Raw genomic sequence first — 21909 nt, forward strand, 5'->3', positions numbered from 1 at the left:
CAGCAGAAGACACTGGGAGCCCGGGACGACGCGATCGGGATGCGCTACCTGGTCCCCGGCTGGGAGTTCGACAGCAAACGCCCCTGCCTCGTGCGCTAATCGCACCACCGGCGCCGGCAGCGCCCGAAGGTGTTCCAGTTCCTCCTCCGACACCTCGCTCGTCAACACGGCAGATGTTCGAGTCGTCGTTCCGTGTGACAGCAGCGACAAGCTGACGCCGCCACGTCGAGCGTGCCGGTGATCGAGCTTGGAGTACGTGCCTTGCTCGCGGAGAGCGGCGCCTACGACGAGGAACGCCTCGTCCGGGTGCGCACAGTGGCCTCCTCCAGCTCACCTTCCACGATCTCCGGGTCCTTCAGCGCGACGGTCGCTCGCAGTGTCTTGCTGCCCGTCTCCGGGAGCGTGAAGTAGACGGCGAGGCAGACAGCGGTGATCACGATCATGTAGAGAGCGACGTACATGGGGTGCCCGGCGCCGACGAACGCGGCGGCGATCAGGGGGGCGGTGCCGCCGAAGACGGCGATCACCAGCTGGTGGGAGAAGCCGATGCCGGACACCCGGACCGACGCCGGGAACAGCTCCGCCTGGATGGTCGGGTACACCGCCTGCCAGATACCCAGGACGAGCCATCCTGATGTGGCCACCACGACGTAGACCCAGAAGCCCGGCCGGTCGAGGAGGAGGAGCAGAGGGTAGAAGAGCACGATCATGCCGACAGCACCCACGATGGGGAAGATCTTGCGCCGCCCGAGCCGGTCCGACAGCGCGCCGCAGATCGGCACGACGATGACCAGCAGGGTGAGCCCGATGACGCTGCCTACCAAGGTGGAGGCCTTGTCCCGTCCGCTGGTGAGCTGGGCGTAGGTGGGCAGGAAGGTCGCCCAGGTGTAGTAGGCCACGGCCGGCGCGGACAGCGCCGCCGTCTGCAGCAGGGCCTTCGGATGCTCACGGAGCAGTGCCAGCAGCCGTGCGGGTGCCGACTTCTGGTCGACGAGGGAACTGGCCTCGAACTCGGAGGTCTCGTCGGCGCGGGCCCGCAGGACGAGGCCGACCACACCCAGGAGGCCACCCACGAGGAACGGGATGCGCCAGCCCCAGGCCGCAAGCTCGGCCGGGGAGAAGGCCGAGGTGATGATCGCGGCGGCCCCGGTCGCGGCGAGGGTCGCCAGGCCGCTCGCCATGTTCGAGAAGGACCCGAACAGGCCCCTCCTGTTCGGCGGGGCGTGCTCGACCATGAACGAGATGGCGCTCTGCTGTTCGCTGCCGGCCGAGATGCCCTGCAGGATCCGGGCCACCACGAAGAGGATTGGCGCCGCGTAGCCGATCGTGCCGTACCCGGGGGTGAGCGCGATGATCAGGGCGCCGAGCGCCATGCCGGACACGGACAGGGTGAGGACAGCCCGCCGGCCGTAGCGATCGGCCAGCGGCGAGACGATGATCCCGCTGAAGGGGCGGACCACGAACCCGATCGCGTAGGTGAGCAGCGCCGCGATGAGCGAGGCGAACGGGGAGTGGCTCGGAAAGATCTGCGGGGCGAACACCGCGGCCAGCAACCCGTAGATGTACCAGTCGTACCACTCGACGAAGTGGCCGATCGTGCCCGCCACCATGTTGACCGGGCGGCGAGGGCGATCCAGAACTTCGGAGAGCCCCGGAGGGCTTGAAGTCTCGGAGGCGTCTGGTGAGTTCGTCGTCATTGAGCGCTCCCTGGTTGGTGTGGTGCCGTGCCGGGCATCGTCAGGACCTGTTCGTCGCGGACATCGCTGTCAGCACGTGCCGCCCGGTGCCGATCTGATGTGAGACCCGTTCCGGGGTGCGCCACCCGGCGAGGCGGAGCTCCATGGTCGTCTCCCAATGAGATCGATTGCTGAGATCGGTTGCAGAGACCGTAGGAAGCATGCGACCATTTGTCAATCACGCTCCCGCCCAGAGGGGACACCGGTGTTCACCAAACTTGCGACACTGCGCACGATCGACGAGTCAGGCGCTGTGCTCATCGTTCGGCTGCCCGACGCGGACAGCGCGGAGCGCGTCGCGCATGCCGCGATCGAGGGCGGGTTCCGCGCCCTGGAGATCACGCTCTCCATCCCCGGGGCCGTCGAGCTCATCCGGCGGTTGGCCACCCGGTACGCGCCGGACGGTGTCGCCGTGGGAGCGGGAACCGTCCTCGATGGCCACGCCGCGTACGAGTGCATCCGGGCCGGTGCGGCCTTCTTGGTCAGCCCGCAGCTCAACTCCGAGATGATCCGCGTCGCCAACCGCTACCAGGTGCCGACGATCAGCGGGGCCTTCACCCCGACCGAGATCCTCGAGACCGCTGAGGCGGGTGCGGACATCGTCAAGATGTTCCCGACCGAGAACGCGGGTGTCCCCTACGCCAAGGCCGTGCTCGCGCCGCTGGCGCACCTGCCGATCATGCCCGCCGGTGGTGTCACTGTCGAGAACGTCAAGGAGTGGTTCGCCGCAGGCGTGGCTGGCGTCGGCGTGGGCAGCGCCGTCACCAAGGCGTGGCAGCCCGACGGCGACTTCACCCGGGTGACCGCCGCCGCCCGCGACTTCCTGATGGCGGTGCGGGACGCGCGCGGATGAACGCGCCGACCCTGCGCATCGTCATCGGCACGGCGGGCTCCGGCAAGTCGACGATCGCCCGGCGCCTCGCCCGGCAGCACGGCGCCGCGTACCTCGACAAGGACGCGATGAGCGTGCGGTTCGTCGAGGCCGCCCTGGTGTCGGCCGGGTACGACCCCGGCGACCGCGAGGCCAACCCGTTCTACCGCGACAACATCCTGCCCCTCGAGTACGACTCGCTGCTCGACGTCGCCGGAGCCAACCTCCGCCTCGGTTGCCCCGTGGTGGTCGACGCACCCTTCAGCCCCTACCTGTCCGACCCCACCTTCATCACCGCGGCCGCGGAGCGCTTCGACTGGCCGCCGGTCGACGTGGAGGTGGTGCGGGTCCGCGTCTCCCCGAGGACGCTGCAGGACCGGCTGCGCAAGCGTGGCCTCGAACGCGACCAGGTCAAGCTCGCCCATTGGGACGAGTTCTGGGCCGTGCACGGCGGGCTGCGGTGCGCGTGGACCGGCGTACGGCTGTCAGAGCTCTCCAACGACGAGCAGGCGGCAGGGACCAGCACAGACGGCGGCATCCGATGATCAGCGGAACGACCACACTCGTCGCGCACCTCGGTTACCCCACGCACACGTTCAAGTCGTCGCTGATCTGCAACCCCTGGTTCGAGAAGAACGGCATCGACGCGGTCGTCGTCCCGATGGGGATCAAGGCCGAGGACTACCCGGACTTCTTCCGATCGGTCTTCACCCTCACCAACATCCGCGGTGCGCTGATCACCATGCCGCACAAAGTCACCACCATGGAGCTGGTGGACGAGATCAGCCCGACCGCCGCGATCGCCGGCGCGACGAACGCCGTCCTGCGGCGGGAGGACGGATCGCTCCTCGCCGACCAGTTCGACGGCGCCGGCTTCGTCCGCGGCATGCTGCGCAAGGGGTTCGACCCGTCCGGGAAACGCGCGCTGGTCGTCGGCAACGGCGGGGTCGGTTCTTCGATCGCCGCGTCGCTGGCCGGCCTCGGCCTGGCCGAGATCGGCTTGTTCGATCCCGACGCAGCCGCCTCCCAAGCACTCTCCCAGCGCATCGGCCTGCACTACTCGGACGTGAAGGTCGTGATGGGGGCAAAGGATCCCGAGGGCTACGACCTGATCGTGAACGCCACCCCCATCGGGATGAACGACGGCGATCCTCTGCCTGTCGACGTCGACCGCGTCGCCGCCGGTTCGTACGTCGGAGATGTGGTGCTCAAGACCGACATGACCCCGTTCCTGCAGGCAGCCGAGGACAAGGGCTGCACGATCCAGGTCGGCAGCGACATGTTGTTCGAGCTGATTCCCGCCTACCTGGAGTTCTTCGGCTTCGAAGGCGCCGCACCCGACGAGCTGCGCGCAGCTGCGCAGCGACCGTGACGCCCACGGCTTGCGGAAGTGTCCGTCCCTGGTAATCCCCAGCTACAGGAGTGTGCGATGAAAGCTTTGGTCAGTGGTGGAAGTAGCGGCATCGGCGCATCTACCTGCGTGAGGCTCGCAGAGGCGGCTCTTGCCCGGGGCGAGCAGCCGCAGATCGCGGTGTGTGGACATAAACTGACCACCAGCCAAGAGCGAATTGTCCGTTCAATTCAGTCGCTGGGCGGTACTGCCATCGCGTTGGTGGGTGACCTCGGTGATCCCGACGTGCCAGGTCAACTTGTAGAAGCTGCGGTAGCCGAATTTGGCGGCCTGGATGGGCTGGTGGCGAACGCCGGAATCGCCAGTCCCGGCGCAATATGCGACTTATCCGTCGAGGGCTGGGACGATATGTTCTCCGTCAACCTCCGCGGCGCGTGGCTTCTCGCCAAAGCAAGCCACGCACATCTGAAGCGTAGTCGCGGTTCAGCTTGCTTTACCTCCTCGATGTCCGGTCAGCTACCACATGCCGGATCAGGTGCTTACAGCCCCAGCAAAGCTGCTTTGACGATGCTGGCCCAGACGCTCGCTTTGGAGTGGGCGCCTGACGGTATTCGCGTGAATGTCGTATCCCCAGGTATGACTCATACATCGATGACCGAGAAAATGTACGCCGACCCCCAGATCAAGAAAGCAAGGGAAGGTATCATTCCACTGTCGCGAATTGGGAACCCCGAGGATATCGCGAATGTGATCGAGTTTCTGGTAGGCCCGTTGTCGGGTTATGTCACCGGGCAAGACATCTGTGTCGACGGCGGCTTCTCCAAGTCTATTCTCAGCCATATTCCTGGTCGGCCGAGCTCCAACTCTTGAGGCTCGACGTGCTTCGAGCAGAGTCAGCACTAACCCTTTGGTTGAACGAACTGGGGATCGTCGGCGCCGCACGGGTCGAGCGTCAAGGTCCGCGTCAACCGCGCCGACCTCATCGATCGAACAGACATTGGCGTTGCACGCCTCGAGGTCGAGGACTTCGGACCCGGATGAACCCACAGTTCCCGGCACCGCGACCCGCTGGTTCACCCGGACTGCCGAGTCACGCTAGTTTCCTAATTTCCAGCCCTTACTTCCGAGATCGCGCATTGCTTGATTGAACTCATGTAGAGTGTTTTCCTCGCGAATTACCTCGAGAACAACATTACTTACTCCGCATGTTGCTTCGACGGCGGCACCCAACCCTTCGAAATCCACCACTCCAGTGCCGATCGGGTCATGACCCCATGTTTCCAAACCCGTATCGGAAATATGCACGAGTCCGATAGATTCTTGATGCGAGAGCAGACCCGCTACGGGATCCTCTTCTATGTAAGCAGCATTGGCGACGTCGTACACGATCTTGAGCGCATCATCGTTGACCGTCCTGACGATACCCGCCAGATCCCGAATGGCAGGAGTGAAGCAATAGGGAGTATTTTCCAGAAGGAGTCGCGTGCCGGCCTGTTTGGCCAGTGGAATCAGATCGCCCAGACTCTCGTACATCCATCCATACGCTTTTTCGAGTGAAGGTGAAATCATAGGGCGTCGCGTACCAGGGGATATCACAACTTCGGGGACATCCCAAGCTACAGCCAAGTCGACCACCGACTTGATGTGATCAATACTCTTGCGGCGCATATTCGCGCCAGGGCTCGCCAAATTGATGTCATATCCACCAGCATTGAGCGACCTGATCTTCGCGCCGTATTCACTGAGCCTTGATTTCATGGCCGAGCGCTCCGAGCTGGATATTTCATCCGGCCAACAATGTGGAGAGCTGATCGGAACTTCGAAAGTCTTGTACCCGTTGTCGACCAATTCTGCAATGGCATCGATCGCCGTGGACGACCATAGATAAGAAAACGTGTTGATAATCACGGAGAAACATCCCTCTCGCGTCGTCGTCACTTCTTGGCGTGGCTGCTCCAGGCCCGTCCGGGTTGCTCGTCGGTGGGAAGCCCTGCGGCGGCGAGGATGCGATCGAGGAGGAGCTGGGTCTTCACCGCGTCAGCCCCGGACGTCAAGGGCTCACCGCGGTCCCGGACCCGGTCCAGGAAGTGGTGAACCGCTGCGGCGAAGCCGAACGTCTGCGTCGCCGTCGCCCAGCCGAAGGCCTCGGGCGACATCTCGCGCACGGTCGTCCCGTCGGGCCGGCTGATCGAGATGCGGTCGGGCGCGGTGACGTTCGCGCTCGTCCCGTCTCCGTAGGCGTCGAGTTTCTCGCTCCAGCCGCCGGCGTCGCGGGCTCCCACGAGCACGCCGGAGTGACCGTTGTCGAACCGGACGAGCGCGGCCACGCCGTCCTCTTGCCAACGGTCGTCACCGGCCGCGTGCGCGCTGACGTCGACGGGCTCGCCCCCGCAGTACCAGCGCAGCAGGTCGACCATGTGGATCGCGTTCTCGAAGGTGGCGCGGTACTCGGAGCCTGCCCGGTTCTTCTGGGCGACGCAGAAGCTCGCGCCGCTCTCCCCGAAAGCCGCGCGACCGGCCTCGTACACCGGAGCGAAGCGGCGGTTGAACCCGACCATGAGCACCCGTTCTCGGGCGGCGGCCAGCTCGGCGAGGGACTGCGCGTCGGACGCGCTCGTCGCCAGCGGCTTCTCGCAGAAGACGTCGACGCCGGCCTCCAGCGCGAGTCGCGTCGCGTGGACGTGCTCCGACCGGGGCGTGAGGACGAACAGCGCGTCCAGTTCCTCCGCCTCGAGCAACGCCTCGACCGTCGGATAGGCACGGTGGAAGCCCCAGCGCCGCATCAGGGGCTGTGGGTCGTCCTTGCGCGTGACCAGGCCCCGCAGCTCCACGTCGTCGCGCGCGACGAGGGTCGGGAGCTGGGCGATGCTCGCGATGTTGCCGGCGCCCGCCACACCGATGCGCAGCACATCCGGACTCGTCACGCGGGCACCACCGCGGCGAGCATCTTGCGGAGCGCGAGCACTGAGTCCTTGAAGCCGACCGCGGGGTCGGGCAGGTCCTGCGGATGCCACCGGTACTCGTACTCGAGTGAGAGCACGTCGTCGTAGCCGCGGCGCACGAGTTCCTCGAGGATGTCGGGCCACGGCACGACGCCCGTACCGACGACCCGGGACCGGACGGCGCGTTCCTCGGCCTTGACCCGGGCGGTGTCCGAGGCCCGGAAGGGCGCCTCCGGGTCCTTGAAGACCAGGTCCTTCACGTGCACGTGGCCGACGAGCTCGCCCTGGACGGCAAAGGCCTCCTGCCAGGTCTCGTCATGGGTGAAGGTCAGGTTGGCCTGGTCGTACAGGACGCGGACGGAGGGGAAGCCGACCTCGCCGACGAGACGGGCGGTATCGGCCGCGGTCTGCGTCATGGTGCCGAAGTGGTTCTCGACGCAGAGCACGACGCCCGCGTCCGCGGCCTCGGGCGCGAGGACGGTCAGCGCGCTCCGCAGCTGCTCCCACTGCCGGGCGTGCTCGGTGTCCCCCGGGTGCCAGGCGCCGGCGTACACCCGGACGCGGGTCGCACCGACGGTGTGCGCGGCCTTGATGCAGGCGCGGAACTCGTCGATCCCCTGTTGCCGGCTCGCCGCATCGAGGCTGTTGATGGCGGTCGTGTACGGGGTGAGGGCGACGATCGGGACACCTTCGGCGTCGGCGATCGCGGCGGCCTGCCGCGCGGACCGCGGGTCCGACGGGCTGATGGCCGCCGGGTAGTCGTCCTGGTAGATGACTTCGGCGGCGTCGAGACCTGCCGCGGCGAAGAGGCGCAGCGCTTCGGCGAGGTCACGGCCCGGGGTTCCCAGCGTGTGTCCGGCGATGATCATGAGAGAGGAGTGCTCCTTTGCGGCGGGCGGTTCCAGTCCGCCGGGCCGACGAGTTTCGGGGGGTTCTGCACCCGGGACCGGTCGACGAGCTCCATCAGCAGGCCCCAGGGGGTGACGAAGTACGTCCACCGGTTGCCGGCCACGAGAGGGCTGTCGGGACCGACTTCCTTGCGGCCGCCGAGGATCCGGACGTCCGGGATCGTGGCGAGGTGGGCGATCGCCGCGTCGACGTCGTCGACGACGAAGCACAGGTGATGACCGCCGCGGTCGCTGTGCCGGGGATGCTGGGTCCGCTGGTCCGCGGACCCCCACTCGAACAGCTCGACGTTCAGGTTCGGCGGGAGCCGCAGCATGGCGAGTTCGAGGGCAGCGTCCGGCGGGACGTCGAAGTTCGCCGGCATGAACGACGGGTCGGGTCCGCGCCGGGAGCGGTAGAGTTCCTCCGCCCCGAGGACCTCGACGAAGAAGCGCACCGCCTCGTCCAGGTCGGGGACCGTGTACGCGGCATGGTCCACGTGACGGAGCCCAGGCAGCAGCCGGCCGCTCATCGCACGGGCCTGGTCGAGGAGCGGACGAGTAGCTGCGGCTGGAGCACCACGTGCTCGACCGAGCCGCCGTTCGCCACCTGCTCGGCGAGCCGGATGGCGATGCGGCCCATCTCGGCGATGGGTTGCTGCACCGAGGTCAGCGGCGGGTTGCTGCGGGCGCCGAACGCCAGGCCGTCGAAGCCCACCACCGAGACGTCGCCGGGGACCGACATCCCCCGCGAGCCGAGTGCGCTGATGAGTCCGAAGGCGACCAGGTCGTTGCCCGCGATGACAGCTGTCGGCCGCCCACGCAGGCTTACGAGCTCTTCTGCGGCACGTTCGCCGGCGCCGACGCCGATCCCGTTGCTGTCGAGCTCGATCGGCGTCATCCCGTGCTTCTCCGCCAGCGTCCGGTAGGCCTGGCGTCGGTCGGCGGCGGTGTGCGTCCCCGCGATTCCCGAGACGTAGGCGATGGAGGTGTGCCCGAGCTCGAACAAGTGGTCCAACGCGAGCGCGATCCCGGCCGCGCTGTCGACGGTCACTGTGGATGCCTGGTCACCGGACTCGACCCGGTCGATGACGACCAGCCGCTTTCCGAAGCCCCGGGACTCGAACTCGGCGGGAAAGACCCGGGCGTAGGGCGCGATCACCGCGAACGGCGCGTACATCGCCTGCATGGCGTCGAGGTACCGGGCCGTGGCGTCCGCGTCGTTCTCCGTCACGCACAGCACCAGCTGATAGCCACGCTCCCCCGCGGCGGCCGTCATGGCCTTTGCGAGCTCGGCGAAGTACGGGTTGGTGATGTCGGGGACGACCAGCGGCACGAGGGTGCTGACCTTGGTCCGGAGCGCCTGGGCGAGCGGGCTCATCCGATAACCCATGGCGGCCGCCACCTGGCGGACGTGCTCCAGGGTCTCCCGCTTGACGGCCTCGGGGCGGGAGAACGCCCGCGAGACCGTCGACCGGTGGACCCCGGCTGCCGCCGCTACCTCATCGATGCTGGGTGTGGACACCGGTTCTCTCCTGTCGGCCGTGCGCGTACGCGTCCCAGATGACGGCCATCGTGGCCTCGAGATCGCTGATCCGCGGGAGTTCCACGAAATCACGTCTCAGCTGCTCGGCCACCTGGTCGACGAACAATCCGTACAACGGATCGCTGTCCACGTCGATGACTGCGGTCTCCGTGACGCCGTCGACGGAGGTGAACGACGCGTTCCCGTCGGACCCGATGGTCGCGGTCCCCGCGGCGCCGATCCGCATGAAGGAGCAGTGCCGCTTGAGCGGCGACCCGGGGAACGCGTATCCCACCTCGATGGTGGCGATCCGTCCGTCGGCCGTGGTCAGCGTCATCGAGGCGTAGTCCTCGACACCACGGCCGTGCAGCCTCGACGACAAGGCCGCCGTCACCGCTACTTCCTCCGCACCGGCCGAGCGGAGGAAGAGATCCACGAAGTGCGGAGCGAGGTTGACCATGCACCCGCCGCCGGCGCGCTCGACGTCGACCATCCACGGACTGCCGTTCACGAGGTAGCGGTCGGGCGGGCCCGCGATGAACTGGACGCTCTCGTACACCGAGCGGCCGGCCTTCGCCAGCCAGCGGTCGGTCGGGCCTCCCCGCTGCACGAGAGTCACGGCGACCGGTACTCCGGCGGCGTCCGCGGCCGCGCGGACGTCGACCAGTTCCTGCAGCGACACCCCGGCCGGCTTCTCCACGACGAGCGGGATGCGCCGGGCGACCAGAGCCAGGCAGACCTCGCGCATCACGTCGTGCGGGACGAAGACGTACGCCAGCTCGGCGTCCCCGTGGGCCGCAAGCACTTCTTCCCAGGACGGGTAGAGAGGCGCGTCCCAAAGACGCGCAAGGTGCTCCGTGCGCGACGGGTCGGGGTCGCTGACCCCCACGACGTCGTGCTGCTCGGCGACCCGGTCAGCACACAGGGGCACATGCCAGTGCGACGCGCCGAGGATGATCGTCTTGGCTTTTTTCATGTCTGCGCATCACTGCGGTTGAATATCCCATCGGCGAGCGCGCCGACCCGCTGGGCTTGGCGGCGCCCGACCAACGCACGATCACCGGGGCCATCGACAGCACCAGGAGCCCGGTCATCAGCGTCTCCGTGGGACGGCTGGGGCAGCGCGTCGCAACGTACGCAGCGGGCGTGCAGATCGCCAGGGCCAGTGGTCATGAACTTCCCATTGAGATCGGTTGCTGAGATCGGTTGCAGAAAAAAGTTAACGGAGGACCACCTGAGTGTCAACCACAGATCGATCCGACGCGGGACCGCAAACCCGCCGGAGAACGCCGGAGGCGCTGGAACAGCAGCACCGTTATGAGGAGCAGGACGGTCAGGATCGCACCGGCGTCCATGATCGTGCCGTGGATGCTGTACTCCACCGACCGAGCACTGCCGAGGTGATCCACGCACCAAGCAGCCATACCGGCGGCGTCGACGGTCAGCACGCGAGGTGACACCTGCCATCGTCACACGGCCCTCCGATGCACCTCGTCGCCGATCCCGAAGTCGACGACCTGCTCGAAGAGGTTCAGGAGAGTCGCCGGGCGCTGCAGCTCGCGACCGACGGAATGCTCCCGAACGTCTTCGCGGGAAGTGAAACCCTTAGCGCCGAAATCCGCGCCAACCTCCGCTTCGCCGCGCATGAAGCTCGGCTGACCCACCAGTTGCTCCGCCCGTTCGACGATGCCGTGTGGCGGGCTGAGTCGAGTTATCCGTTCCACGTAGCGGCGCTTGCGGGCCGCTACCGGGTCAGCACCCACCCCGCTTATCGCACTACATGGATTCAGCAATTCACTGCGACAGCAGTTCCGGAACGGCGCATCCTTCGGCACCTGGCTCGCTCTCCTCGAGCGCTTCCATGGTACTGGGTCGATCGCTGTGAGTACCTCGACGAGTCCGCGTTCCATACGGTCGGGGTACGGCTACGCGGGAGCCACCCAAGCTGGGAACCGTTCGAGCGCTCCACAACCTATCCTCTCCGCCCTAGCCGGATCTACGTCGACGGCACTCCACCAGGGAGGCCGATCGACCTCTGGCCGCTGGCCATGGTCGCCCTATGCCCTGAATGCCGGACCCGGGAACTCTTCCCAATCAATCAGGTTCGCGACCGGGTAGTCATGCTTCGCAGCTTGGAGGAGCACTCCATCGAACTCGCTTTACCGGTTGCGCGAGGACTCAGGCCCCGCTTCAACCACATAAGCCCGGGTCGACCAGCCCGGCAACAGAAGCCGTACTGGTGCCGCCACTTCGACAGGCGGCCATGCGGCAACTTCGGCCGGCCCCGGCCGGTGACTCTGCTCGCCAGCAGCAACGGCTTCGGCAGGCCCCAGCAGCTGCGGCATGATCTGTCGCGGCGACCCGCGGTTTCGCGGATACGGGTGGCTGGAACGCCGTCGCGAACAGGCAGGTGGCCACAGGCGCTATTCGTCAGGCCGTGCCACCTTCGTCGTGAGACCGAGAGTTATGACTCTTAGCCAGTCACGCACTCAGTCGCGCCCGCCGAGCGACCTCCGGGATCCCGTCTTCGGTCAGCCAGGTGGCGTGCGTGTGCCGTCCTTCGTGGAAGGTGAACGTCGGCAGGATCGGCGGGCGTCGCTCCCCCGCCCCGGACTCATCCCAGATCAGTCCTTTCCCACGCCGGCCGCCAGAACCGGATCCGGAAGTTCGACCGCCGCCACCCTTCCGGCCTCCTTTGTAGACCTTCCCGCCGACCTCCTTCAGCGGCGACCGGATCTCGATCACACGCCGCTCGGAGTCGCACTCATAGCCCGGCCGATCGCGCTGAGCGCCTACCGCAACGTGACGCCGGCAAGCCCGAGGAGGATCGCCGGCACGATGCCGTACTTGCGGCGGCTCACGGCACATCGGCCCTTTCGGCAGCGCGGATGGTGGCGTCGGCGTCCGCCTGGACGAGGAAGCCGTCGCGGACGTTCTGGGTCGTGATCTGGCGGACCGCATGGACGTACTGCGCGTGGGTCGGGTACAGCTCACGCAAGGTGGTGTCGTCGAACGGGATCCAGGTGCCTCCCTGCGCGCAGGCGCTGTCGCGGTCGGGAGTGAGGCCGGTGTTCCAGCCCGTGTTGCGTTCGGTCGGCGCGGCGACCGCGGCGAGCCGGATGCCGCCCTTGATGATCTGGTAGGCGTCCCGGTTCGCCGTTGCCGGGCGGGTCGAGGTGTCGGTCACCTCGATCCGCGGGGCGGCGGGTGGCCGGGTACCGCGGGCGACCCAGCGGACGATGTGGTCGAACATCGCGTCGAGCACGTACTCGTAGGGCACGTTACTGCGGGCCGGCGCCACGCAGGGCGCGGTCGGCCCTGCGAGCAGGCCCGACACCCCCGCGTCGCGGAGCCGGATCGGGTTGTTCACCAGGTAGGCGTGCCGGTCGGAGTGGGACGCGCCCGCGATCTCCCAGTAGACGAACCGGTCGGTGTCCGGCTGGCGACGAGCGGCCTGGCCGGAGAGCACGTCGTACTCGCTGGCCGTCTTGAACACCTTGGTGGTCAAGTCGGTCCGCACCGGTACGCCGCCGTCGACGATCGCGATGGCGTCGTACACCGGCGCGATCGGGTGGACGGAGTTCGCGTACGTGGTCAACCGGGACGCCGACTGCGACTGGCCGGTCGCGATCAACTTCCGTACGTCGAGTCCCGGCAACGGGTTCGCGCCGCGTGGATGCCGCAGGGCTTGTGCGGCCTGGCTGAACACGTCGTAGGACAGCGCGTCGTCGGTGACCGTGCCGCCGTCGGTCAGGTCGAGTGAACCGTACCGGTCGGGGCTCCACGCTTTGAGCCCCATCGGAGAGTGGACGCCCGTGCCCTGGGCACTGACGCCGACCCAGACGTAGCCGGCTTCCAGCAGGTGCCGGAACGAGCGGCTCCACACGACCTCGTAGTCGAACGTGTTGGTCACGTTGTACCACTCGACGACGGCGGTGCCGTTGAACTTCTTCGGTGAGATCGGGCGCCGGACCACGATTCTCGTCCGGTACTCGTGCCCGCCGTCGACGACCGCGCCGGTGGCGCCGTCCGGGGTCGTGTAGCGGTTGGCGGTGCCTTCGATGAAGTACTCCTCTTCGACATACCCGTACGCCCGGAGGTTCTGGTCGGTGGCGAAGAACGGGTAGTCGTGGGAGGGGTCGCCGGGTGGCGCCTTCGCCGGGATCGGGCCGGTGACCACCGGCGAAGGCACGGCCGCCGGGCCGGCCGGCGGGCTCGCCGGCGCCGATTCGGTGGCCGCGGCCGGACCGGTCACCATGCCGGCCAGAAGAGCCGCGGCGACAAGGAGAGCGCGCATCTCACTACACCTCGATCTTGCCGGTGGACCGGGGGCTGGACGCGTTGTCGAAGAAGTACTCGCCCCGGGTGGTGAACGGGTGGGTGGCGGACTCATCGGGTGCGGGCCGCGCGTTCACCGCGGTGGCCGCCACGCCCTTCATCAGGTCTCGTCGTTGAATCCTGGTCATACGTCACCTCGGGGGTCGGCGACCGAACGGGGACCTGCCCACGGCGGAGGAAACGCCACCGAGCAGCAGCTTCTGGAAGTACGCGGTACCGGCGAACGACCCGGCGGTGCCGGACGCCCTTCCTGGTGGCCATGGTGTTTCTCGTCCACGGTGGCCGGAACACGGCCCTTCGAGGGAACGGCGCGAGGCTGCCCCCATCATCGGTGACCACCCCGTGCACCGGGAGATCCTTTGTGGACACGTCACGCCGGTACCCGTCCGCACGGCGGAAGGTCGCTGACACGCCGGCGATGGCAGCGATGATCGGCTTCCGGTCGGCGGTCATGGCTCCGCCTCCCTCAACTCGACACAGGTCCACCAGGTGGACCGAGTGAACCGTCTCACGGGACGAACAATAAGGCGAAGTTCACCACGGGCGCAATACGCCCGATGGCCTCAGTGTGCCGGGAGGTCGTCCAAGCCGACGCCGGCGAGCCTCGTCCGGCAGTGCCATCGAGACACGGGGCCAGTGCGGCGAGACCACCGGACCTCCTTGTCCGCAACGGATGAGCGCTTACTGCCGCCACGCCCTTCCCTACCTCGACACCGGAGGCGTATAAGTAACTACCCAGTACGTTCACGGGCAAGGAGGCCGCGTGACCGCTCGAAACGGCCGTTTCCTCGTCGGGCTCATCGGTTCGGGTATCGGCACCTCGCTGAGCCCGGCACTGCACGAGCGTGAAGCCGGGAAGTTGGGGCTGGCCTACCAATACCGCCTGCTGGACCTGAACGAACTCGGCGTTCCGGTCGGCGAGGTCGTGGCCGCGGCTCGGCTGGCCGGGTTCGACGGGCTCAACATCACGCACCCGGTCAAGCAGCTCGTGCTGGCCCACCTCGATGCTCTCTCCCCCGACGCGGCGGCGCTGGCCGCGGTCAACACCGTCGTGTTCACCGGCCAGGAAGCCATCGGGCACAACACGGACCTGCCCGGCTTCGCCCGCGGTCTCACGGCCGGCCTGCCGGACGCGGCACTGGACCGGGTGGTGGTCCTCGGCGCGGGCGGCGCGGGGGCCGCGGTCACACACGCCCTGCTGTCCCTGGGCGCGCGCGAACTCCGGGTGTTCGACGTCGACCGCGAACGCGCCGAGACACTGGTCGCCTCGCTCACCGCGCGGTTCGGCGAAGGCCGGGCGACGGCGGAACCGCTGGCCGCGCTCGCCGACGCGACACGTGCCGCGGACGGGCTCGTTCACGCGACGCCGACCGGCATGGAAGGACATCCGGGCCTGCCGCTGCCCGCGGACCTGCTCCACCCGAAGCTCTGGGTGGCCGATGTGGTCTACCGGCCGCTGGACACCGAGTTGCTGATCGCGGCCCGGGCCCATGGCTGCCGGGTGCTCGGCGGCGGCCGGATGGCGGTGTTCCAGGCAGCCGGCTCCTTCCGCCTGTTCACGGGTCTCGAGCCGGATGTCGAGCGGATGCTGCGTCACTTCGACTCCCTCACCACGCAAGGAAGGGTGGCTGCCCATGCTCACCGTTGAGCGCCGCGGCGTGACCTCGTCTCCCGAATCCGGCACTGCCGACACCGCCGGCGCGCGACGACGCCTCGGCATCGCGACGGCCTGCCTGTCCGGCACCCTCGACGACAAGCTGTCCGCCGCCGCGGCGGCCGGCTTCCACAGCATCGAAGTCTTCGAACAGGACCTCGTGGCGTCCTCGTGGTCACCGAGACGGGTACGCCAGGAATGCGCCCGGCTCGGCCTGTCGATCGACCTCTACCAGCCGTTCCACGACTTCGAGGCCGTCCCGCCGGACGTGCTCGCCACCAATCTCCGTCGCGCCGAGCGGAAGTTCGACGTGCTGGAGCAACTGGGCACGGACACCTTGCTGGTCTGCTCGTCGACGTCACCGGACGCGGTGGACGACGACGACCTCGCCGCCGAACAGCTGCACCTGCTCGCCGACCGGGCCGCGGCCCGCGGGCTGCGGATCGCCTACGAGGCACTGGCCTGGGGCCGGTTCGTCGACACCTACCAGCGCGCCTGGCGGATCGTGCGCCGCGCCGGCCACCCCGCGCTGGGTCTGTGCCTGGACAGCTTCCACGTGCTCTCGCGCGGCGACGATCCCGCGGGAATCCGCGTCGTGCCCGCGGAGAAGATCTTCCACCTGCAACTCGCGGACGCCCCGCACCTCGTCATGGACGTGCGGGAGTGGAGCCGGCATCACCGGTCGTTCCCCGGGCAGGGTTCGTTCGACCTCGCCGGTTTCGCCGGCCGCGTGTTCGCGACCGGCTACGCGGGCCCGCTGTCGCTCGAGGTGTTCAACGACGTCTACCGCCAGACCGACCCGTGGCACGCGGCCGTCGACGCGATGCGCTCGCTGCTCGCCATGCAGGAGTCCGTCGTGATGAGCGGCCTTCCGCCGGCGTCCCTGCTCGGTGGGCACGTGTTCACCGAACTCACCGTGGACGAGGTGTCGGGCCCGGCGATGGCGCACACGCTGACGAGGCTCGGGTTCACCCACACCGGGCAGCACCGCTCCAAGCCCGTCCAGCTGTGGCAGCAGGGCGAAGCCAGGATCCTGCTGAACCACGGGTCACAACGGACGGTCGCTCCGGGGACGGCGATGATTTCCGCACTGGCACTGGAAAGCAGCGACCCGGCCGGTTCGGCCCGGCGTGCCGAACGCCTCCTGGCGCCCGTGCTGCCCCGGGCCCGCCGACCCGAGGAGGCGGACCTGTCGTCGGTGGCCGCACCCGACGGCATGGAGATCTTCTTCTGCCGCAACGACGGCTGGCCGGACGACTTCGTCCCCACCGGCAACGCGATCCCCTCGGCTCTGCTGACGGGTACCGACCACGTGTCACTCACCGAGTCGGTCGACGACTTCGACCAGAGCTCGCTGTTCTACCGATCGGTGCTCGGGCTCGAACCCGACCGCACCGTCGAGCTGACCGCGCCGTTCGGACTGATCCGCAGCCGGGCCGCGAGCGATCCGGCCCACCACGTCCGGATCACCCTCAACACCGCACCACTGCGCCGGGGCGACTGGGCACCCGCGGTCCCCAACCCCCAGCACGTCGCGTTCACCACGGGCGATGTCTTCGCCGTCGCGAGGGCCGCCCGCGGAAGCGTGCTGCGCATCCCGGACAACTACTACGACGACCTCGACGCCCGCCTCGCCCTGCCGGCCGAGCTGCTCGCCACCCTGCGCGCGCACTCCGTCCTCTACGACCGCGACGAGCACGGCGAGTACCTCCACTTCTACACCGGGATCGTCGGCTCACGAGTGTTCTTCGAAGTGGTGCAACGCGTCGACGACTACGCCGGGTACGGCTCGGCCAACACCCCTGTGCGCATGGCCGCGCACCGCCGCAGCCGGCTGAGCGCCCTCCGGGAGACGGCGGACGCGCACGACCACGGGCACGACTACTCCCTGGCCCACCTGACCGCGCTGAGCCTGTCGCCGCCCGAACTGGTGGCCGCGGCGGCGAACGCCGGCTATCGCTACGTCGGCCTGCGCCTGACCCGGGTGACCCGGGAAGAACCGCACTACCCGCTGGCCACCGATCCCGCGCTCATGCGCGCGACGAAGGCACGCCTGGCGGCCACGGGTGTCGAAGTCCTCGACATCGAGCTCGCCCGGATAGGCCCCACCGACGAGCCACGCGACTTCCTGCGCGTCCTCGAAGCCGGCGCCGAACTGGGCGCACGGCACGTCATCACGCAACTGCCCGATTCCGATCCGGTCCGCAAGGTCGACCACTTCACCGAACTGTGCGACCTGGCCCGCCCGCTCGGCCTGACTCTCGACCTGGAGTTCCCGTCCTGGACGGAAACCGGCGACCTCACCGAGGCCGTCCGCGTCCTGCGCGCCGCCGGCCGGCCCAACGCGGGTCTCCTGATCGACGTACTGCACTTCGCCCGCTCCGGCTCCAGCATCGACGAACTCGGCGAGCTACCGCGTGAGTGGTTCCACTTCGCCCACGTCTGCGACGCACCCGGCGAAAACCCCGCCACGACCGCCGGACTGATCTACACCGCCCGCTTCGAGCGCCTGTTCCCCGGTGAGGGCGGGCTCGACGTGCCCGGCATCCTCGCCGCTCTCCCACCCGGAATCCCGTACACCCTGGAAATCCCCCGAGCGATGCTCGTCGCCCAAGTCGGCGCGAGCGAACACGCCCGCCTCGCCCTCGCGGCCACCCGACGCCACCTCAACGCGGTCAGCCCGGCGACACTCCGACCCTGACGGCCTCGTATCGCGTCAGGCGACAACCTGATCTTCCGCCGTGACGCCGCGTCGGGCGGACATCGGGGCCCGCTCCGGTCGCAGCCCCACACCGACGAGATAGACCGCGAACGTTCGCAGGACCGGCAACCACTGTGCCGCGGTCATGATCCAGCCCGGCGGGCCCGCTTGCCTCCCGGACACGATCGGGCCGGCGAGGTCGGTGTGCATGATCCGCTGCAGGGCCTGCACCAGCAGCAGCGACGGCCACCGGCGCCGCCGGATCCGGGCGAGGTCGGTCCCGCGCACCGCACCCCGCTGTAGCTGCCCGGCCAGCAGGGTCGCGGTCGCGACGGCGTCCTGGACGGCGAGGTTGATGCCCACGCCCCCGACCGGGGACATGGCGTGCGCGGCGTCCCCGATGCACAGCAAGCCCTCGACGTGCCATCGGCGCAGCCGGTTGAGCCGCACATCGAGAAGTTTGACGTCGTCCATCGAGACCAGCTCGCCGACTCGGTCGGCGTACTCCGGGAGGAGTTCGGCCACATCACGCCGGAACGCGTCGATGCCGCGGGCACGCAGCCGGCTGTCGGTGCCCTTGCGCGCGACGTACCCGATTTGGAAGTAACCCTCCCGCGGGATGACGATCGCGAACCGTCCCCGGCCCGGCCGCCGGGTCAGCTGGTCGACCTGCTCGCCTTCACGACGCGAGAGCCGGAACCACCAGGTGTCGAACGGAACGTCGAACTCGGTCACTCCCAACCCGGCCGCCGCGGGCAGTACCGAATTCCGGCCGTTGCACGCCACCGTGAGGTCCGCCCGGATCTCGCCCTCGACCTCTCCGCCGGGCCCGCTCGTGCGGTAGCGGACCCCGGCGACCCGGTCGCGCTCGTGGATCAGCGAGGTCACCGCGGTCCCCATTTCGAGCCGGAACCCCGGTTCCGCCCGCGCGGCGTCGGCAAGCAGATTCAGCAGGTCCCACTGGGGAACGATCGCCACGTACGGATGCCGCACTCCCCACCTGCGCAACGCACCGAAATCACCGATCCGCCGGACCCCGCCGGCTCCGTCGGGCAGGACCACGTCGGTGATCCGGGTCTGGGGCAGTCGCGCGAACCGCTCCCCCAGCCCCAGCTCGTCGAGCAACTGCAGGGTCGCCGGATGCACGGTGTCGCCGCGGAAGTCGTGCAGGAAGTCCTCGTGCTTCTCCAGCACCGTGACCTCGACTCCGGCCCTCGCGAGCAGCAGTCCCAGCACCATGCCCGCCGGGCCACCGCCCACGACGCAACACGTCGTCCGCTCCACCGCGCCCCGTTCCCCCGTCGACCACCCGCCCGCGGTCGCGCAAGCGGCCATCCCACCACCTTTTACACCTGACGGTCGGCACTCTCGGGCCCGCAGCGCGGACGAGAGTATTCGGGGCAGCTTTGCCGCACGAACGTTCCAGTCGAAGTCCCTAGGAGGATCGACAGACGTGGTGCGCGGCCAGGTAACCGAAGACCAGCCCGGCTCCGATCTGGCACCCCGCCCCGGGGTACTCCGAGGCGGCCATCGACGTCGCGTCGTTACCGCAGGCGTACAGCCCCCGCACCGGATCACCGTGCTCGGTGAGGACCTGGGCGTTCGCGTTGATGCGGAGACCCAACGTGGTCGCCAACGGCGTGGGGACGACGGCGATCGCGTAGAACGGCGGCTTCTCGATGGCCCCGAGGTTCACGTTGGGACGGTGCGCCTGATCACCGTACTGGCGGCCATACGGACTTTCGCCTTTGCCGAGTTCCTCGTCGACACCCGTGCGGGCGGAGCGGTTCGTCGCGACGACCGTCTTCTTCAGACCGTCCGGGTCGACGCTGATCGCCTCGGCGAGTTCTTCGATCGTCTGTCCGTTGTGGAGGTAGCCGCCCTCGAGGTACCGGCGGAGAACACCCTCGCGGGCATGGGGACGGATCATGCCCAGCCCGTACCGCTTCAGCGTGTGCGCGTCGACCACCAGCCAAGCCGGGACGGCGTCCTGCGTGGCGTACATCGCCCGGACGAAACGGTGGTAGGACACCGACTCGTCCACGAACCGCCGGCCCGCCGCGTTCACCGCCACGATGCCCGGCTTGGCGCGGTCCCAGATGTGCGGGAAAACCGCCGTGGACCCGTTCGGGCGGCGCCCGAGCGAACTCGGGAACCACAACGCGTTGTCGTCGCGCGGCTCGGCCAGGACACCGCCGACCGACCGGGCCAGCGCGAGCGTGTCGCCCGTGGCACCTTCAGCGGCCGGCGTGAACTGCGGCGTCGGCGACGGCAGGTACTCCTCGCGCAGGTCAGGGTTCGCCGGGAACCCACCGCCGGCGAGGACGACGCCTCGGCGGGCCGCCACGCGCACGACCCTCCCCCGGTGGGACACGACCGCGCCGGTCACCCGGCCAGACGGATCGGTCGTCAGCTCGGTCGTGCGGGCGGTGAACCAGACGTTCCCGGAGCGGCGCGTGAGCTGCTCGTAGAGGGCGGTGACGAGCGCATTGCCCATCGTCAAGCGCGTCCCGCGGCGGTGGCGGAGCCGGTCGAACGCCCACCGCGCGCCGAGACGAAGGGCCAGCGCCGTCGCGCGTGCCGAGCCGTCGAACACCTTCACCAGCTGGTCGGCCTCGCGCCGGCGGACCATGAGCGTCCCGCCGAACAACGCGAACTCCGGGATCGGCCACCGGACCCGTCCGAAGTGGGCGAACCGGCGGGCGTCGAACGTGTGCGGCTCGAGCGCCCGGCCGATTCCTGATCCGGGCAAGTCCGGGTGGTAGTCGACGACGCTCGCCGAATGCCAGAACCCGAGCCCGAGCCGTTCGAAGTACTCGATCGCCTCGGGCCCGTGGCGCAGGTAGGACTCCCGCAGCTCACGGGGCGCCCGGTCGCCGACGAGCGCGTCGAGGTACCGGCGCGCCTCCGCGACGTCGGCGGCCGGGTCGGGCTGGTGCCGGTGGCCCGGGATCCAAGACGTGCCGGCCGAGTAGGCGCTCGTGCCGCCGAGCCACTCGGTCTTCTCCAACACCAGCACCGAAAGTCCCTCGGCGGCCCCGACGACGGCCACCGCCAGGCCGGCCGCGCCGGAACCCAGCACGAGGAGATCGACCGCGTGGTCGGTCACGCTTCGGCCGGGAGCACGGCCGGCAGGATCGACGGCGGCATCGGGCCCTTGTTCCGCCGCCCCTGCGTTGTCTCTTCCCAGGCGTGGGCCAGGATTCCGACACTGCGGCTGAGCACGAACAGGCCGCGGGCGAGCGGAGCCGGGAACCCGAGTTCGGCGTAGATCACCGCGGTGGCGCCGTCGATGTTCATCGGCACCGGCTTGGTCCGGCCCTTGTTCAGCAGTTCCTCCACCGCGCGCGCCGCGCGCAGGTGGTTTCCCGCGACCACACCATCGGCGACGGCGTCGTCCACCAGTCCCAGCAAGGGATCACGGCGGGGATCGCGGGGGTGGAAGCGGTGCCCGAAGCCGGGCAGGTACCGGCTGTGCTTCCGGAAGTCCGTCACGACGGCTTCGGTCGCGGCTCCGAGGGATTCTCCGGCCTCTTCACGTGAGACGATCGCCGACAACAGCTCCACGCACTGCTGCCCGGCGCCGCCGTGGGAGTCGCCGAGCGCGTTCACCCCGGACGCCATCGCGTTGTTGAGGCCCACCCCGCAGGTCGCGGTCATCCGCGCGATCGCGATGGACGGCGCCTGTGGACCGTGGTCGACCGACGCGACCATCGCCGCTTCGAGCAACGCCGCTTCCCGCGGCCCGGGGCTGGTTCCCCGCACCATCAGCCAGATCGTGGCGACGAACCCGTGGGAGCCGATCAGGTCCTGCACCGGGATCCCGCGCAGCTCGACCACGCCCGGTTCCATGCGGCAGATCGCGTTGGCCCACCAGTCGGCCGCGGCCGTCGTTCCAGCGTCCATG

The 21909-nt window shown here is 68.7% G+C and carries 19 protein-coding genes and 2 pseudogenes; 7 read left to right on the forward strand and 14 right to left on the reverse strand.

Annotated elements, in window-relative coordinates:
• Positions 1-281 precede the first annotated feature (281 nt).
• Complete coding sequence (locus AB0M59_RS46095) at positions 282-1697, reverse strand: MFS transporter (protein WP_364628364.1); 1416 nt, start codon at positions 1695-1697, stop codon at positions 282-284.
• Positions 1698-1941: 244 nt separating this feature from the next.
• Here AB0M59_RS46095 and AB0M59_RS46100 point away from each other — a divergent pair, with 244 nt between their 5' ends.
• Genes AB0M59_RS46100 through AB0M59_RS46115 form a run of 4 tightly spaced genes read left to right on the forward strand, consistent with a single transcriptional unit; the run spans position 1942 to position 4828 of the window.
• Positions 1942-2589 carry a hypothetical protein gene (locus tag AB0M59_RS46100; protein ID WP_364628366.1) on the forward strand — a complete coding sequence of 216 codons (648 nt, stop codon included), beginning with the start codon at positions 1942-1944 and terminating at the stop codon, positions 2587-2589.
• Complete coding sequence (locus AB0M59_RS46105) at positions 2586-3152, forward strand: AAA family ATPase (RefSeq protein WP_364628368.1); 567 nt, start codon at positions 2586-2588, stop codon at positions 3150-3152. Before AB0M59_RS46100 ends, AB0M59_RS46105 begins: the two co-directional genes overlap by 4 nt.
• Entirely contained in the window at positions 3149-3979 is an 831-nt protein-coding gene (locus tag AB0M59_RS46110; protein ID WP_364628370.1) for a shikimate dehydrogenase, read from the forward strand. Before AB0M59_RS46105 ends, AB0M59_RS46110 begins: the two co-directional genes overlap by 4 nt.
• Before the next feature lie 57 nt (positions 3980-4036).
• Positions 4037-4828: an SDR family oxidoreductase gene (locus AB0M59_RS46115; RefSeq protein ID WP_364628372.1), complete on the forward strand. Its 792-nt coding sequence runs from the start codon at positions 4037-4039 to the stop codon at positions 4826-4828.
• A gap of 225 nt (positions 4829-5053) precedes the next feature.
• On the opposite strand, the gene AB0M59_RS46120 is transcribed toward AB0M59_RS46115, so the two are convergent.
• From AB0M59_RS46120 to AB0M59_RS46165, 10 genes are all read right to left on the reverse strand, one after another.
• A complete protein-coding gene (locus AB0M59_RS46120) occupies positions 5054-5866 on the reverse strand; it encodes a sugar phosphate isomerase/epimerase family protein (RefSeq protein ID WP_364628373.1) in 813 nt (270 codons plus the stop codon).
• Between the two features lie 26 nt (positions 5867-5892).
• Positions 5893-6882, reverse strand: coding sequence for a Gfo/Idh/MocA family oxidoreductase (locus tag AB0M59_RS46125; RefSeq protein WP_364628375.1), 990 nt, complete (start codon positions 6880-6882; stop codon positions 5893-5895).
• Positions 6879-7769: a sugar phosphate isomerase/epimerase family protein gene (locus AB0M59_RS46130; RefSeq protein ID WP_364628377.1), complete on the reverse strand. Its 891-nt coding sequence runs from the start codon at positions 7767-7769 to the stop codon at positions 6879-6881. Before AB0M59_RS46130 ends, AB0M59_RS46125 begins: the two co-directional genes overlap by 4 nt.
• On the reverse strand, positions 7766-8284 hold the full coding sequence (locus AB0M59_RS46135; protein WP_364628379.1) for a VOC family protein: 519 nt from the start codon (positions 8282-8284) through the stop codon (positions 7766-7768). The genes AB0M59_RS46130 and AB0M59_RS46135 overlap by 4 nt, the downstream gene beginning before the upstream one ends.
• 29 nt (positions 8285-8313) lie before the next feature.
• Positions 8314-9309, reverse strand: coding sequence for a LacI family DNA-binding transcriptional regulator (locus AB0M59_RS46140; RefSeq protein WP_364628381.1), 996 nt, complete (start codon positions 9307-9309; stop codon positions 8314-8316).
• A complete protein-coding gene (locus AB0M59_RS46145) occupies positions 9287-10285 on the reverse strand; it encodes a Gfo/Idh/MocA family oxidoreductase (protein WP_364628383.1) in 999 nt (332 codons plus the stop codon). Before AB0M59_RS46145 ends, AB0M59_RS46140 begins: the two co-directional genes overlap by 23 nt.
• A gap of 265 nt (positions 10286-10550) precedes the next feature.
• The gene (locus tag AB0M59_RS46150; RefSeq protein WP_364628385.1) at positions 10551-10757 is read right to left on the reverse strand and encodes a hypothetical protein; all 207 of its coding nucleotides are present in this window, start codon (positions 10755-10757) and stop codon (positions 10551-10553) included.
• Positions 10758-10778: 21 nt separating this feature from the next.
• Positions 10779-11144 (reverse strand): hypothetical protein, encoded by a 366-nt coding sequence (locus tag AB0M59_RS46155; RefSeq protein WP_364628387.1) that lies wholly within the window; start codon positions 11142-11144, stop codon positions 10779-10781.
• A 1022-nt stretch (positions 11145-12166) separates the two neighbouring features.
• Positions 12167-13606, reverse strand: coding sequence for an alpha/beta hydrolase domain-containing protein (locus AB0M59_RS46160; protein WP_364628389.1), 1440 nt, complete (start codon positions 13604-13606; stop codon positions 12167-12169).
• 4 nt (positions 13607-13610) lie between these two features.
• Positions 13611-13748, reverse strand: coding sequence for a hypothetical protein (locus AB0M59_RS46165; protein WP_364628391.1), 138 nt, complete (start codon positions 13746-13748; stop codon positions 13611-13613).
• A gap of 662 nt (positions 13749-14410) precedes the next feature.
• Here AB0M59_RS46165 and AB0M59_RS46170 point away from each other — a divergent pair.
• From AB0M59_RS46170 to AB0M59_RS46180, 3 genes and pseudogenes are all read left to right on the forward strand, one after another.
• Positions 14411-15295: a shikimate dehydrogenase gene (locus AB0M59_RS46170; RefSeq protein WP_364628393.1), complete on the forward strand. Its 885-nt coding sequence runs from the start codon at positions 14411-14413 to the stop codon at positions 15293-15295.
• 70 nt (positions 15296-15365) lie between these two features.
• Positions 15366-17141, forward strand: a pseudogene (locus AB0M59_RS46175) (TIM barrel protein); the annotation flags it as partial.
• Between the two features lie 102 nt (positions 17142-17243).
• Positions 17244-18002, forward strand: a pseudogene (locus AB0M59_RS46180) (TIM barrel protein); the annotation flags it as partial.
• A gap of 15 nt (positions 18003-18017) precedes the next feature.
• Here AB0M59_RS46180 and AB0M59_RS46185 read toward each other — a convergent pair.
• From AB0M59_RS46185 to AB0M59_RS46195, 3 genes are all read right to left on the reverse strand, one after another.
• Positions 18018-19337 carry an FAD-dependent oxidoreductase gene (locus tag AB0M59_RS46185; RefSeq protein WP_364628395.1) on the reverse strand — a complete coding sequence of 440 codons (1320 nt, stop codon included), beginning with the start codon at positions 19335-19337 and terminating at the stop codon, positions 18018-18020.
• Positions 19338-19437: 100 nt separating this feature from the next.
• Positions 19438-21111 (reverse strand): FAD-dependent oxidoreductase, encoded by a 1674-nt coding sequence (locus AB0M59_RS46190; protein WP_364628397.1) that lies wholly within the window; start codon positions 21109-21111, stop codon positions 19438-19440.
• On the reverse strand, positions 21108-21908 hold the full coding sequence (locus AB0M59_RS46195; protein ID WP_364628399.1) for a citryl-CoA lyase: 801 nt from the start codon (positions 21906-21908) through the stop codon (positions 21108-21110). The genes AB0M59_RS46190 and AB0M59_RS46195 overlap by 4 nt, the downstream gene beginning before the upstream one ends.
• Position 21909: the final 1 nt, after the last annotated feature.

Origin of the sequence: Amycolatopsis sp. NPDC051371, assembly GCF_040682155.1 — a bacterium.
Classification (GTDB): domain Bacteria; phylum Actinomycetota; class Actinomycetes; order Mycobacteriales; family Pseudonocardiaceae; genus Amycolatopsis.

Excerpts from the sequence above, each read along its gene's own strand:
- AB0M59_RS46185 (WP_364628395.1), bottom strand. The coding sequence starts at position 19,337 with ATGGCCGCTTGCGCGACCGCGGGCGGGTGGTCGACGGGGGAACGGGGC.
- AB0M59_RS46105 (WP_364628368.1), top strand. The coding sequence starts at position 2,586 with ATGAACGCGCCGACCCTGCGCATCGTCATCGGCACGGCGGGCTCCGGC.
- AB0M59_RS46145 (WP_364628383.1), bottom strand. The coding sequence starts at position 10,285 with ATGAAAAAAGCCAAGACGATCATCCTCGGCGCGTCGCACTGGCATGTG.
- AB0M59_RS46165 (WP_364628391.1), bottom strand. The coding sequence starts at position 13,748 with ATGAAGGGCGTGGCGGCCACCGCGGTGAACGCGCGGCCCGCACCCGAT.
- AB0M59_RS46115 (WP_364628372.1), top strand. The coding sequence starts at position 4,037 with ATGAAAGCTTTGGTCAGTGGTGGAAGTAGCGGCATCGGCGCATCTACC.
- AB0M59_RS46160 (WP_364628389.1), bottom strand. The coding sequence starts at position 13,606 with ATGCGCGCTCTCCTTGTCGCCGCGGCTCTTCTGGCCGGCATGGTGACC.
- AB0M59_RS46095 (WP_364628364.1), bottom strand. The coding sequence starts at position 1,697 with ATGACGACGAACTCACCAGACGCCTCCGAGACTTCAAGCCCTCCGGGG.
- AB0M59_RS46195 (WP_364628399.1), bottom strand. The coding sequence starts at position 21,908 with ATGGACGCTGGAACGACGGCCGCGGCCGACTGGTGGGCCAACGCGATC.
- AB0M59_RS46110 (WP_364628370.1), top strand. The coding sequence starts at position 3,149 with ATGATCAGCGGAACGACCACACTCGTCGCGCACCTCGGTTACCCCACG.
- AB0M59_RS46130 (WP_364628377.1), bottom strand. The coding sequence starts at position 7,769 with ATGATCATCGCCGGACACACGCTGGGAACCCCGGGCCGTGACCTCGCC.